This is a genomic window from Cryobacterium sp. TMT1-62 (assembly GCF_004403145.1).
In the GTDB taxonomy this organism is placed as follows: domain Bacteria; phylum Actinomycetota; class Actinomycetes; order Actinomycetales; family Microbacteriaceae; genus Cryobacterium; species Cryobacterium sandaracinum.
This window is the reverse complement of the sequence record NZ_SOGZ01000041.1, coordinates 112,875-126,031: the sequence shown is the minus strand read 5'-3', so window position 1 is coordinate 126,031 and position 13,157 is coordinate 112,875. Positions and strand designations below refer to the sequence as shown.

The window sequence follows — 13,157 nt, the reverse complement described above, 5'->3', positions numbered from 1 at the left end:
AGTCAGAAACCTAGACAGGAAGCGGCGTGCGGCCGTTAAGGCGCTCCGCAACACCCACAGATGAAGCAGGAGAGCCATAATCTCCGTCGAATTCGTTCGACACCCGACCTGGCGCTCCGCCTGTGGCGCTCTCAGCTGGTGCCCGGGGGTTACTCCTTGGCGACCAGGGTGAGAACGTCGTAGGTGGCGACGACCTCATCGTTCTGGTTGTGCAGCACGGCGTCCCAGCAGACCTCGCCGTACTCTTCGGTCTCGCGCGGGGTGATCCGCTTGGCCGTCAGGGTGACCCGGATGCTGTCGCCGGGCGACACCGGGGTGACGAACCGCAGCTTCTCCAGCCCGGAGTTCGCGAGCACCGGCCCGGGGGCCGCATCCACGAACAACCCGGCCGCCCAGGACACCAGCAGGTAGCCGTGCGCGACGATCCCGGGGAAGAACGGGTTCGCCGCCGCCGCCTCGGGGTCCGTGTGCGCGTAGAACTTGTCGCCGGTGGCCTCGGCGAATGCCGTGATGTCGGCCAGAGTGACCACGCGCGGTCCGCTCTGGGTCTGGTCGCCCACCCGCAACTCGGCCAGGGACTTTCGGAACGGGTGGATGCCCGTTCGCACCGCGGCACCGGCGTGCCACTCCCCCGTGATGGCGGTCAGCATGTCGGGCGAGCCCTGGATAGCCGTGCGCTGCATGTGGTGCAGCACCGAACGGATGCCGCCGAGCTCTTCACTGCCGCCGGCCCGCCCGGGTCCGCCGTGCACGAGGTGCGGAACGGGCGATCCGTGGCCCGTGCTGCTGCGCGCATCGACCCGGTCAAGCATCAGCACCCGGCCGTGGTGCGCTGCGATCCCGAGCACGAGCGTACGCGCGATATCGGGGTGGTGAGTGGCCACGGTCGTCACCAGTGAGCCGCCGCCGCGCGCGGCCAGCGCGATGGCGTGGTCCAGGTCGGTGTACTCGATGATGGAGGCCACCGGGCCGAAGGCTTCGATCTCGTGCACGGCCGGGCTCTCCGGGTCGTGGAAGGCCAGCAGGATGGGGGCGACGAAGGCGCCGCCCGGGTCGGTTCCGGTCGGGGCGTCCGCCGAGCCCATCACGATGCGTCCGCCGCCGTCGATCAGGCGGGCGACGCTGGCGAGCACCTCGTCGCGCTGCCCGGTGCTGGCGAGGGGCCCCATGGTGACCCCCTCGGCGCGCGGGTCACCGAGGGTGACGCGGCGGGCCATCCGTTCGGAGACGGCCGCGACGACCTGGTCGCGGCGGCCCGCCGGCACGATCAGCCGGCGGATGCTGGTGCACTTCTGACCGGCCTTGCTGGTCATCTCGGTCACTACGGAGGCGACGTAGGCGTCGAACTCGGCCGTGCCGGCCGCGGCGTCCGGGCCCAGGATCGCGGCGTTGAGCGAATCGGTCTCGCACGTGAAGCGCACGCCGCCCTCGACCACGTTCGGGTGGGACTTGAGGGTGCGGGCGGTGCCGGCCGACCCGGTGAACGCCACCAGATCGCGGTAGTCGAGGTGGTCGATCAGGTCCCTGGCGCTGCCGGAGATCAGCTGCAGGGCGCCCAGGGGCAGGATGCCGGACGCCAGGATGTGACGCACGACCGCCTCGGTCAGGTACCCGGTGGGCGTCGCGGGCTTGACGATCGTCGGCACGCCGGCGATGAACGCCGGGGCCAGCTTCTCAAGCATGCCCCAGACCGGGAAGTTGAAGGCGTTGATCTGGCAGGCGACTCCGGGAATGCGGGTGTAGATGTGCTGACCGCTGAAGGAGCCGTCGCGGGAGAGCGCCTCGACGTCGCCGTCGATGTAAACCTGACTGTTGGGCATCTCGCGCCGGCCCTTGGAGGACAGCGTGAACAGCACTCCGATGCCGCCGTCGATGTCGACCATCGAGTCGTAGCGGGTGGCGCCGGTGCGGGCGGAGAGCGCGTAGAGTTCCTCCTTGACCCCGCCCAGGTACTGTCCCAGCTTCTTGAGCAGGATGGCACGCTGGTGGAAGGTCAGTTTCCCGAGCGAGGCCTGGCCGACCGTGCGGGCGTGTTCGACCACGGCGGCCAGGTCGAGCCCGTCGCTGCTGACCCGGGCGACCTCGGCCCCGGTGCTCGCGTCGAGGACACGCTGGGCGACCACATCGGTGTCCGGGGTCCACCAGGAGTCGAGAACGTAGCTGGGAACGACCGTGTCAGAGCTCGTGTCGGGGCCAGTGTCAGTGCTGGTGCCGTTGCTGAGAAGTGTCATCATGCGTCCTTCCAATCGAAGAAGCCGCGGCCGCTTTTGCGTCCGAGGTCACCGCGTGCGACAAGGTCGCGTAGCAGTTGCGGCGGGGCGAACCGGTCGCCGAGGGTTTCGTGCAGGTGTTCGGCGATGCCGAGGCGAACGTCGAGGCCGACGATGTCGGTCGTGCGGAGAGGCCCGACCGGATGCTTGTAGCCAAGAACCATGGCCGTGTCGATGGCCTCGGGGCTGGCCACGCCCTCCTCGACCATGCGGATCGCCTCGAGCGCAATCGCGACGCCGAGGCGGGAGCTGGCGAAGCCGGGCGAGTCCCGCACCAGGATCGGCGTCTTCCCGAGCGAGGACACCCAGTCCTGGGCGAGCCGGGCGAGCTCCGGGTCGGTGCGCTCCCCCGTGACGACCTCGATCAGGGTCGAGACCGGCACCGGGTTGAAGAAGTGCAGTCCAATGAACCGGTCCGGGCGGTCCAGCGTCTCGGCCAGATCGGTGATCGACAGCGAGGAGGTGTTGGACGCCAGCCAGGCGGTGGGGGCGAGGTGCGCCTCCACCAGGCGGAGCGCCTGCGTCTTCAGCGCCACGATCTCGGGAACGGCCTCGACGACGAGGCCGGAGCCGGCGAACGCGGCGGCATCCGTTGTCACGGTCAGCCGGTCGCCGAGCTCGGCGCGGCTCGCGGTCACGCTACCGCGGCTGAGGGATTTGTCGATGGCGGTCAGGACCCGGTCGCGGGCGGCGGCAGCCGCGTCGTCTCCCTGCTCCACGACGGTGACACGGGCCCCGGCCATCAGGAACGCGTGCGCAATGCCGGCGCCCATGCGGCCTCCGCCGAGCACGCCGACCTGGAGCGGCACTGGCACGGACTGAGCGGCTTGGGCCTTTGCGGACACGGTGCTGAGCGTCATCGCTTCTTCCCCTCCAGGAATGCGGTCATTCGGGTGAATTTCTGGTCGGACTCGAACAGGCGCGCCTGGGCCTCGTTGTCGGCCAGGGGATGCTCCGCGGCGGGAACATGGAAGACCTCCTTGGCCAGCTGGGTGGCCAACGGGTCCTGCTTGGCGATCCGGTCGGCCAGCGCGTGCGCTGCCTCGAGCAGGACGTCCGACTCGTGCACCTCGGTGACCAGGTGCACCGCCAGCGCCTCGGAAGCGTTCAGGATGCGCCCGGCCAGGATGATCTCCTTGGCCACGGGTTCGCCGACCAGCGCGGCCAGCCGCCACAGCGCTCCGGCCGCCGGGATGATGCCGAGGGCCGTCTCCGGATTGCCGAGCCGGGCGGTCGTGGAGGCGATCCGGAAGTCGGCGGCGTAGGCCAGCTCGGCCCCGCCGCCGAGCGCCCAGCCGTCGATGGCGGCGATCACGGGCATCGGCAGGCGGGCGATCCGGCCGAACAGGGTCGAGTTGATCCCGTTCAGGGCGTCTTCGGCCCGGCGTTCCCGCAACTGGGCGATATCGGCCCCGGAGGCGAAGACGCCGTTCGTGCCAGACAGGATCAGGATGCGGGGTTCCTGCTCGAGGTCGGCGCAGACCAGGTGCAACTCGTCGATCATGGTCTGGTCGATGGCGTTGCGCACGGCCGGTCGGTCGAGCTGCACATGCACCCGGTCGGGCCGCTCGTCGACCAGCAGCGTCGTGAACTCGCGCGACATCTAGACGCGCTCCACCAGCAGGGAGGAACCTTGCCCGACGCCCACGCACATGGTGGCCACGCCGCGTTGGGCACCCTCGCGCTCCATGCGCCCCAACAGGGTGATCAGGATACGGGACCCGGACGACCCGAGCGGGTGCCCGAGGGCGATGGCGCCGCCGTGCCGGTTGACGATTTCCGGGTCGAGGCCGAGCCGGCGGATGCAGGCCAGAGACTGGGTCGCGAACGCCTCATTGAGTTCGACGGCGTCAACGTCACCGATGGTCAGTCCCAGGCGGTGCAGCAGCTTCTGGGTGGCGGGGACCGGGCCGAGGCCCATGGTCTCCGGGGCGACGCCGGCGCTGGCTCCGCCTACCACCCGGGCGCGGGGCGTCAGCCCCAGACGCTCGATGGCCGCCTCGCTCGCCACAACGATGGCGGAGGCCCCGTCGTTCAGGGAGCTGGCGTTGCCGGCCGTGACGATGCCGCCCGTCCGCACGACCGAGCGCAGCCCGGCGAGGCGTTCGAGCGTGGTGTCGGCTCGGGGGCCCTCGTCGATCTCGATCAGTCCGGCGCGGGTGGGAACACCCACGATCTCGGGCGTGAAGATGCCGTCACGTTGCGCCTCGAGTGCCAGCCGGTGCGAGCGGAGGGCGAACGTGTCGGCATCCGCCCGGCTGATGCCGTCGAGGGCGGCGACCTCCTCCGCCGTCTCCGACATGGAGAAGGTGGCCTTGTCGCGCGCTTGCAGGCGCGGGTTCGTGAAGCGCCAGCCGATCGAGGTGTCGACGATCTCGCCCGGCTTAGCGAACGCCTTCTCCGGCTTGGCGAGAACCCAGGGTGCGCGGGTCATCGATTCGACGCCGCCGGCGATCACGAGGTCTGCTTCGCCGGCCTTGATCATGTTGGCGGCCAGGTGCACGGCGGACAGGCCGGATGCGCAGAGCCGGTTGACCGTGATCCCCGGCACGCTGTCGGGGAGACCGGCCAGGAGCACGGCCATGCGGGCGACGTTGCGGTTGTCCTCGCCGGCCTGGTTGGCGGCGCCGAGGACGACCTCGTCAAGGAGGGTGGGATCCAGCCCGGACCGGGACACGACCGAGGCAAGCACGATGGCGGCCAGGTCGTCGGGGCGGATGCCGGCCAGCACCCCGCCGTATCGGCCGATAGGAGTTCGAACACCATCAACTAGGAATGCTTCGGGCATGGCTTCATCACCTTTGATCGCCGTGTTTACTAACTGACCGTTCGTTTTGTAAAAGAATGTCATAGAAAGTCCCATCAGGGCAACACGGGAGGCCGCCATACCGCCTCCCAAACATCTGCCGGACTGAGGCAGACTGGGTGCGTGAACGCAACGCCCAGCACCGTCCCCTCCGCTCCCGGCACCGGTCGCCGCCCCGCCGGCCGTTTTGGCCTCCGGCTCAATCTGATGCGCCCGGATCGGCCCGACCTGGCGGATCGGGTCACCTACATCGAGCTGTTCTTCGACCTGATCTTTGTGTTCGCGTTGACCCAGCTGTCGCGCCACCTCTACGAGAACCAGTCCTGGCAGGGAGCCGCCGAGTCCGTCATCCTGGTGCTCGCCCTGTGGTGGATCTGGGTGCACACCACCTGGGTGACCAACCTGCTCGATCCGGCCCGCCTGCCTGTGCGCGGGGTCGTGATCGGCCTCTCCCTGGTCGGGCTGGTGGTGAGCGTCTCGATCTACGAATCATTCGGCGACCGGGGATTCCTCTTCGCCGTGGCCTACGTCACCCTGCAGCTGGGCCGAACGGCCTTCATGGCGCTCGCCCTCGCGCTCCACGATCGCGCCCTCTTCCGCGCCTTCGTGCGGATCTTCCTCTGGCTCGCCGTGGCCGGGCTCTTCTGGATTCTCGGCGGCCTGCTCCCGGCCGACTACCGGTTGCTGCTCTGGGCCACCGCACTCGGGATCGAGTTCGTTTCCGCGAAGCTCGGTTTCCCGGTGCCGGGCCTCGGCCGGGCCACTCCCGGCGACGGCGAGCTCTCCGGTCCGCACATCGCGGAGCGCAGCGCCCTGTTCGTCATCATCGCACTCGGCGAATCATTTCTGGTGACGGGCTTCGCCTTCGTCGATCAGGACGTGTCGGTGCCGGGTGTGCTCGGCCTGCTGCTGGCCTTCGTGAGTGGAGCGGCCATGTGGTGGCTGTACTTCGACCACAGCGAGTACGCGGGCAGCAAAGCCCTCGCCGATGCCGCCGACCCCGGCCGGCTCGCCCGGCTCGCGTATACCTATGTACATGCGATGCTCATCGCCGGCATTGTTCTGAGCTCGGTCGGCGTCAAGGAGATCCTGGCGCATCCGGATGACCCGGTCATTTTTTCGACGGCCGTCGCCATCACCGGCGGGCCTCTGCTGTACCTGCTGGGGCTGGCGTTGTTCCGATTCGTCGTGGCCCGGGAGGTGCTGATCTCCCATGTCACGGGAATCGCACTACTGCTGCTGGCGCTGCCCCTCGCCTTCGCCCTCTCGCCGCTCGCGTTAGGAGCGCTGGGAGCGCTCATGCTGACGACCGTCGCCTGCTGGGGGACCATCGTGCGCGTGCGGAACGGCACCGCCGAGAAGGAGGCCGGCTAGCCGAAACTGGGAGGCTTCGAGTGATCGAACCCCGGTCAGAAGAAGCCGTCGGGGGTGCCTGCAGCCTTCTCGACCGCCTCGGTGCCGATACGCGCGGCGCCGAGCTGGGCCATCGCGACGCGCAGGCCGGATTCCATCTGGGCGGCCCAGACCTCGGTCTCGCGGCTGGCGGCGTCGGCGGCATCCGCTCGGGCGATAGCCTTTTCTTTCTCGGCGCGTTCGCTGCGCACCTGCTGGATGCTCAGGGTGATGCCGTAATAGGCGGCCACCATCGAGGCAATGGGCGTGGCGAATACGGCGAGGGCGTTGATGCTCTCGCTCGACACCCCCACCAAAAGCATCACGATGAAGGCCACGGCAAGGGCTATGATTCCGACCAGGACGACCAGCGCGGTGCGCTGGCCGGACGTGGTCGTGAGGTGCGCTACGCGCCTGGGCGCGGGCTGGGCCTCGGTCGTCTGGGGCTCTTCAAGGGGCTTGAGCGTCTCGGTCTGATCGGACAGGGGCATCGACCGGGTGGGCGTGCTGGTCGAGGAGAAATCAGTCATGGTGAGGGCTCCGTCGTCAAAGTGCATCGGGGGGAAGCGGTGGGGTCATTGTCTGCTGCCGATTCGGCGCGGTCAAGGCGGGCATCCGGGTCTTCGTTGAGAAAGACCCGTTTGTAGCTTCGCCCGTCGGGGAGTTCGACGGTTCGGCCGGCGAGCTTGCCGCGGCTCAGCTTCAGGTAGATCGCCTGGGCGGTGACCCCCAGCTGCGCAGCAGCCTCGGACACGGACAGCCCAGGCAGATCGGTGGGCACGGCGCTGGGACGTGCGGACCGCTTGCGTCCGGCCGCCTGCCGGGCGGCGATCTCCGAATCGGTGCCGCTCCAGCGCCACTTCGCGGCGGCCGGTTTCAAACCGGCGGCGTCGGCGATCTCGTCCCAGTCCGCTCCCCCGCTGAGGGCGTCGCGCACACCTACCAGGGTGGCTGGGTCGGCGTCGAGCTCGAAGAGCAGGGAACGGATGGCCCGCAACCGCTCGAGCGGCGCCGAGCCCGGGGCCGTGTCGAGGGTCACCAGGCGCGACAGGGCAACCCGGGTGGATGGTGCGAGAAAGTAGCCCATGGCGTCTGGGGGACTCAGACCCGGTGCAGGGATGATGGGAGGTGTGCCTCCGGGCCGGCTTCGCCGCCGATTGCCGCGGCGAGGCGTTCGCGGGCACGGGCGAGGTGTTCGTCGAGCAACTCGGCAGCCGCGGCGCCATCGCCCTCCCCGATCAGCTCGAGCAGGCGCTGGTGTTCGGCCTGGATCAACGCGGTGTCGAGCAGGTTCAGCGACTGCACCCGCACCATGCAGAGGCGTACCTCGCTAACCAGGGAACGGTACATCCGGCTGATCCGCTCGTTGCCGACGGCGTCGATCAGACTGGTGTGGAAACGCATATCGGGTTCCACGACGTCGAGGGCGGAGCCGCCAGCCACGGCCGCGATGTCGAGGTTGGCCTGCACGGCCTCCTCGGGGACGGTGCAGGTGAGGGCCAGGCGGCGCAGCACCTCGCTTTCGAGGTAGGCGCGGGCCTGGTAGATGTCGCGCACGGAGTCCGGTCCGAGCTCGGCGACGCGGGCGCTCTTGTGCGCCCCGCGCACCAGCAGTCCCTCAGCGACGAGTTTCTCGATCGCCGCCTTCGCCGTGGGGCGGGCGACGTCGTAGCTCGCGGCCATATCGGTCTCGGTCAGGGCCGTGGCGGAGGTCAATTCCCCTTCAAGGATTCGGGTTCGCAGGTCGTTCGCGATGGCATCCACGATCGACGTTGCCGTTACGCGCGCTGTCACGGGACCTGCCTTTCCTAAATTGTGTTCTCATCTTGACAGACAAAAACACAATATATATTGACTTACTTGCATACTTGCTATACAACTGATGAAGTGTCACGACGGCGTGACCACGACCTCAGTGTGGAGACCCAATCTTTCAACAGATACTCGATCCGATTCTTGGATCCCTCGTCCTGTCGGCCATCTGCGCCGCATTGCCGCTGATTCTCCTGTTCGTCCTTCTCGGCGTGTTCCGGGTCAAGGCGCACAAGGCGGCTCTGGTCAGCCTGCTCCTCTCGGTCGTGCTCGCCGTCGTCGGCTGGCAGATGCCGGTCGGCCAAGCGCTGAGCGCCACGGCCGCCGGCGTCTTCTACGGCCTCTTCCCGATTCTCTGGATTCTGGTCAACGCGTTGTGGATCTACAAGCTCACCGTGGCCACCCCCTGGTTCGAGGTGCTGGGCCGCACCATCCGCTCCATCTCCAACGACCTGCGTATCCTGGCCATCCTGATCGCCTTCTGCTTCGGCGCACTACTCGAGTCCCTCGCCGGATTCGGCGCCCCGGTTGCCATTTCCGCCGCCATGCTGATGGCCGCGGGCATGAAACCCCTCAAATCCGCCATGGTGTCGCTGCTGGCCAACACGGCCCCGGTGGCGTTCGGTGCCATGGCCGCCCCGATCATCGCCCTCAACGGCGTCACCGGCCTGCCGATCCAGGACCTCGCGTCGATGGCCGGCCGCCAGACGCCGTTCATCGCCGTGATCGTTCCGCTGATCCTCGTTTTCATCGTCGACGGCAAGCGCGGCGTCAAGCAGACCTGGCCGGTGGCCGTGGTCGCCGGACTCGTCTTCGGACTGGCCCAGTTCGTCACCGCCAACTTCTTCGCCGTCGAGCTGACGGATGTCGTGGCCGCCGTCGCCACCGTGGCCGCCGTCCTGGTCATGCTGCGCTTCTGGCAGCCGGCCGAATCCATGGGACTGAACGACGACGTCGAACTGTCCGGTGCCGAGAACCTGGTGAGCACGACCGTGGGCGCCGCGGTCCCCGCATCCGCCATGCGCAGCACCCCCACCACCGCGCTCAAGTCGGCGCGACGCTCTGCCGACAGCCCTGACCTGAACGACAACACCCGCCCGGAACCGCGCCAGGTGTGGAAGGCCATCGCCCCGTACCTGATCATCATGGGCATCTTCTCGATCGCGCAGATCCCGGCCATCAAGGCCTGGCTCAGCGTCGTGGGCAGCGTCACCTTCGCCTGGCCCGGACTGAACGTGACCGACGCCGCCGGCGACCCGGTTCCGGCCACGATGTTCAAGCTCGACCACTTCAAGGCCACCGGCACCCTGCTGCTTTTCTCCGGCCTGCTCACCATGGCGCTCTACAGGGTCTCGTTCCGCCAGGGCCTCAAGATCTACGGCGACACCCTCGTGCAGCTGCGCTGGACCATCGTCACCGTTACCGCCGTGCTCGCCCTCTCGTTCGTGATGAACCTGTCCGGCCAGACCGCCTCCCTCGGCGCCTACCTGGCCACCGCCGGCGTATTCTTCGCCGTGATCTCCCCCCTGATCGGATGGATCGGCGTGGCCCTGACCGGCTCCGACACCTCGTCCAACGCGCTCTTCGGGCAGCTGCAGGTCACCGCCGCCAACGCGACCGGCCTGTCACCTGTGCTGATGGCCGCCGCCAACTCGTCGGCCGGTGTGCTCGGCAAGATGCTCTCGCTGCAGAACCTGGCCGTGGCGGCCGCCGCCGTCGGCCTGGTGGGTGCGGAGAGCCTGCTCTTCCGCAAGCTCGTCGGATGGAGCCTGGGGCTCCTCGTGCTGATCACGGTCCTGATCGTGCTGCAGTCCACCCCGGTCCTCGGCTGGATGGTGCCGTAATGGCCCGCCGCGGCACGGTGGTCACCCCCTCGGCGACCGTCTCCGGTCCCACAGCGGTGCCTGCATCCGCCGGGATGCTGGGTGCCCTCCGCGCCGCGGTGTCCGACCCGGCCCAGGTGAAGACCCGGGCGATCGACCTGCACGCCAACGCCCACGACGCCTCGCACTTCCTGCTGGTGCCGCAGGCGGTCGTCGTGGCCGCCAACGCGGACGAGGTCGGCAAGCTGCTGCGCGCCAGTCGGGCGCAGGGTGTGCCGCTCACGTTCCGCTCCGGCGGTACCAGCCTGAGCGGCCAGGCACTCACCGACGGCGTGCTCGTCGACGTGCGCCGCAACTTCAAACAGATCGAGGTGCAGGACAACGGCGCCCGGGTGCGGGTTCAGCCCGGCGTCACCGTGCGCGCCCTGAACGCCCGCCTGGCGCAGTACGGCCGCAAATTCGGCCCGGACCCGGCGAGCGAATCCGCCTGCACCATCGGCGGCGTCGTGGCCAACAACTCCTCCGGTATGGCCTGCGGCACCGTCGACAACGCCTACCAGACCCTGGAATCGATCACGGTGGTGCTGCCCAGCGGCACCGTCGTCGACACCGGGGCGGCGGATGCCGACGCGCGCCTCCGCGCCCTCGAACCCGAGCTGCACGAGGGCCTGCTGCGCCTCGCCAAGCGGGTTGCCGGCAACCCGGCCTCCGTCTCGACCATCCGTCACCAGTTCTCGATGAAAAACACCATGGGCTACGGCCTGAACTCCCTGCTGGACTTCGACCGGCCCGTCGACATCCTGGCGCACCTGATCGTGGGCAGCGAGGGCACCCTCGGGTTCGTCGCGGAGGCGGTCTTCCGCACCGTCCCGCGGCCGACCCACACGGTCACCGGCCTGCTGGTCTTCCCGGACCTGGAGACCGCCAACGCGGCCCTGCCAGCCCTGGTGGGCACCGGGGCGGCCACCCTGGAGCTGATGGACGCCCTGTCGCTCAAGGTCGGCCAGGGCCTGGACGACGTACCCCCGGTCGTGCGCGACCTCGCGGTGCGCGACCACGCCGCCCTCCTGATGGAGTACCAGACCGACAACCCCGAATCGCTGCAGGAGCTCCAGCGCGCGGGCCTGACCATTATGCCGGGGCTCGGGCTCAGCGCCCCGGTGAAGTTCAGCGCGGACTCTGCGACCCGTGCCCAGCTGTGGCATCTGCGGAAGGGGCTCTACGCATCCGTCGCCGGCGCCCGCCCGCAGGGCACCACGGCGCTGCTCGAGGACGTCGTCGTGCCGGTGGCCGCGCTCGGCCGCACCTGCGTGGAGCTGATCCGTCTGTTCGACAAGTACAGCTACCGCAATAGCGTGATCTTCGGCCATGCCAAGGACGGCAACATCCACTTCATGCTCACCGACGGTTTCACCGGCACAACCGAGCTAGAGCGCTACAGCGCCTTCACCGAGGACATGGTGGACCTGGTGCTCGGCGAGGGCGGCTCGCTCAAGGCCGAGCACGGCACCGGCCGGGTGATGGCTCCGTATGTGCGGCGCCAGTACGGCGACGAGCTCTACGAAGTCATGCGGCAGCTCAAGGTGCTGTTCGACCCCGCCGGGATGCTCAACCCCGGCGTGCTGATGAACGACGACCCTGAGGTTCACCTTCGTGACATCAAGCTGGTGCCGCCCGTAGCCGAGGTGGTCGACAGCTGCGTCTCCTGCGGCTACTGCGAACCCGTCTGCCCCAGCCGGGACCTGACCCTGACCCCCCGCCAGCGCATCGTCACCCTGCGCGCCATCGAACAGGCCCGCCGGAGCGGTGACCTGGCTCTGGCCGCCGAGCTGGAGAAGGACTTCGTCTACGACGGCGTGGAGACCTGCGCGGTCGACGGCATGTGCCAGACCGCCTGCCCGGTCAACATCAACACCGGCACCATGATGAAGCAGATCCGGCGCGGCGAGACCGGACCGCTGATCAACGGCGTCTGGAACACCGCGGCCAAGAACTGGGGTGCGGTCACCCGCGGCGCCGGGCTGGCCCTCACTGTGGTGCGCAAGATCCCGGCCCCGGTACTGATGGTGCCCAACAAGCTCGGCCGAGCCGTGCTCGGCACCGACACGCTGCCGCTCTACTCGAGCGAGCTGCCTGGCGGCGGCGGCGGACGCTCCCGCCCGGTGCCGGCCCTGGCGCCGGAAGCCGTCTACTTCCCGGCCTGCGTGCAGACCATGTTCGGTCCGGCCACCGCGGGCACGCCCGGGGTGCAGGTCAGCTTCGAGCAGCTCTGCGACCGGGCCGGCATCACCCTCGTCGTGCCCGCGGGCATCGACGGGCTCTGCTGCGGCACGCCGTGGTCGTCGAAGGGGCTGAAGACCGGCGAAGCGACCATGCGGGCCAAAACCCTCGCGGCGCTGCGCACGGCGACCCGGAACGGCGAGCTCGCCATCATCTGCGACGCCTCCTCCTGCACCGAGGGGCTGCGGACGACCATCGAGGGTGACCAGAACGAGCCGCGCCTGCGGGTGGTCGACGCCGTGCAGTTCGCGGCCGAACGCATCCTGCCGTCACTGCCCGAGTACCAGAAGATCGATTCGCTCGCGCTGCACCCCACGTGTTCTTCCACTCGGATGGGCATCAACGACTCCCTGCAGACCCTGGCCGGCGGGGTGGCCGAGAGGGTGCAGGTGCCGGATAACTGGGGCTGCTGCGGCTTCGCCGGGGACCGCGGCATGCTGCATCCCGAGCTGACAGAATCCGCCACCCGGGCGCAGGCGGCCGATGTCGCGACGATGGACGCCACGGCATTCGCGTCGTGCAACCGCACCTGTGAGCTCGGGCTGACCCGGGCCACCGGCAAGGAATACCGCCACGTGCTCGAGCTGCTGGAAGAGGTGACGCGGCCCGACGCCGACGATCCGGACGCCGCCGCATCCCACCTGGCATAGTCGGGCGCCGTCTGAGCTCTGCCCACTCGCGGCGCAGGTTGGAGAAACTGGCGCACGGTGTAACGTGCGCCAGTTTCCGTAGGGTGCGCCGCGAGGCACGAGGCCCTGGGGAACGTTGACTGCG

Annotated in this window: 10 protein-coding genes; 3 read left to right on the top strand and 7 right to left on the bottom strand. The window is 68.9% G+C overall.

The features are described from left to right. Window positions 1–149 precede the first annotated feature (149 nt). From paaZ to E3T34_RS12360, 4 genes are read right to left on the bottom strand one after another with little or no spacing between them, the layout of a single operon-like run. Window positions 150–2,231 (bottom strand): phenylacetic acid degradation bifunctional protein PaaZ, encoded by a 2,082-nt coding sequence (paaZ, locus tag E3T34_RS12375; protein ID WP_134343159.1) that lies wholly within the window; start codon window positions 2,229–2,231, stop codon window positions 150–152. Then, window positions 2,231–3,130, bottom strand: coding sequence for a 3-hydroxyacyl-CoA dehydrogenase family protein (locus tag E3T34_RS12370; protein WP_134343150.1), 900 nt, complete (start codon window positions 3,128–3,130; stop codon window positions 2,231–2,233). The genes paaZ and E3T34_RS12370 overlap by 1 nt, the downstream gene beginning before the upstream one ends. Next, the gene (locus E3T34_RS12365; protein WP_134343149.1) at window positions 3,127–3,873 is read right to left on the bottom strand and encodes an enoyl-CoA hydratase/isomerase family protein; all 747 of its coding nucleotides are present in this window, start codon (window positions 3,871–3,873) and stop codon (window positions 3,127–3,129) included. Before E3T34_RS12365 ends, E3T34_RS12370 begins: the two co-directional genes overlap by 4 nt. After that, a complete protein-coding gene (locus tag E3T34_RS12360) occupies window positions 3,874–5,058 on the bottom strand; it encodes an acetyl-CoA C-acyltransferase (protein ID WP_104103477.1) in 1,185 nt (394 codons plus the stop codon). Between the two features lie 141 nt (window positions 5,059–5,199). Here E3T34_RS12360 and E3T34_RS12355 point away from each other — a divergent pair, with 141 nt between their 5' ends. Then, entirely contained in the window at window positions 5,200–6,450 is a 1,251-nt protein-coding gene (locus tag E3T34_RS12355; RefSeq protein WP_134343148.1) for a low temperature requirement protein A, read from the top strand. 35 nt (window positions 6,451–6,485) lie between these two features. Here E3T34_RS12355 and E3T34_RS12350 read toward each other — a convergent pair whose 3' ends face one another. The 3 genes from E3T34_RS12350 to E3T34_RS12340 are packed head-to-tail and all read right to left on the bottom strand — an operon-like array spanning window position 6,486 to window position 8,262. Beyond that, a complete protein-coding gene (locus E3T34_RS12350; RefSeq protein WP_134343147.1) occupies window positions 6,486–6,998 on the bottom strand; it encodes a hypothetical protein in 513 nt (170 codons plus the stop codon). After that, window positions 6,995–7,555 (bottom strand): hypothetical protein, encoded by a 561-nt coding sequence (locus tag E3T34_RS12345; RefSeq protein ID WP_104103468.1) that lies wholly within the window; start codon window positions 7,553–7,555, stop codon window positions 6,995–6,997. Before E3T34_RS12345 ends, E3T34_RS12350 begins: the two co-directional genes overlap by 4 nt. 14 nt (window positions 7,556–7,569) lie before the next feature. Further along, window positions 7,570–8,262 carry a GntR family transcriptional regulator gene (locus E3T34_RS12340; RefSeq protein ID WP_104103465.1) on the bottom strand — a complete coding sequence of 231 codons (693 nt, stop codon included), beginning with the start codon at window positions 8,260–8,262 and terminating at the stop codon, window positions 7,570–7,572. A 134-nt stretch (window positions 8,263–8,396) separates the two neighbouring features. Here E3T34_RS12340 and E3T34_RS12335 point away from each other — a divergent pair, with 134 nt between their 5' ends. Continuing rightward, window positions 8,397–10,124 (top strand): L-lactate permease, encoded by a 1,728-nt coding sequence (locus tag E3T34_RS12335; RefSeq protein ID WP_134343146.1) that lies wholly within the window; start codon window positions 8,397–8,399, stop codon window positions 10,122–10,124. A gap of 74 nt (window positions 10,125–10,198) precedes the next feature. Further along, the gene (locus E3T34_RS12330; RefSeq protein WP_134343158.1) at window positions 10,199–13,033 is read left to right on the top strand and encodes an FAD-binding and (Fe-S)-binding domain-containing protein; all 2,835 of its coding nucleotides are present in this window, start codon (window positions 10,199–10,201) and stop codon (window positions 13,031–13,033) included. Window positions 13,034–13,157 lie beyond the last annotated feature (124 nt).

Coding starts and splice junctions, on each gene's coding strand:
- E3T34_RS12370 (WP_134343150.1), bottom strand. CDS start 3,130: ATGACGCTCAGCACCGTGTCCGCAAAGGCCCAAGCCGCTCAGTCCGTG.
- E3T34_RS12360 (WP_104103477.1), bottom strand. CDS start 5,058: ATGCCCGAAGCATTCCTAGTTGATGGTGTTCGAACTCCTATCGGCCGA.
- E3T34_RS12330 (WP_134343158.1), top strand. CDS start 10,199: ATGCTGGGTGCCCTCCGCGCCGCGGTGTCCGACCCGGCCCAGGTGAAG.
- E3T34_RS12350 (WP_134343147.1), bottom strand. CDS start 6,998: ATGACTGATTTCTCCTCGACCAGCACGCCCACCCGGTCGATGCCCCTG.
- E3T34_RS12345 (WP_104103468.1), bottom strand. CDS start 7,555: ATGGGCTACTTTCTCGCACCATCCACCCGGGTTGCCCTGTCGCGCCTG.
- paaZ (WP_134343159.1), bottom strand. CDS start 2,231: ATGACACTTCTCAGCAACGGCACCAGCACTGACACTGGCCCCGACACG.
- E3T34_RS12365 (WP_134343149.1), bottom strand. CDS start 3,873: ATGTCGCGCGAGTTCACGACGCTGCTGGTCGACGAGCGGCCCGACCGG.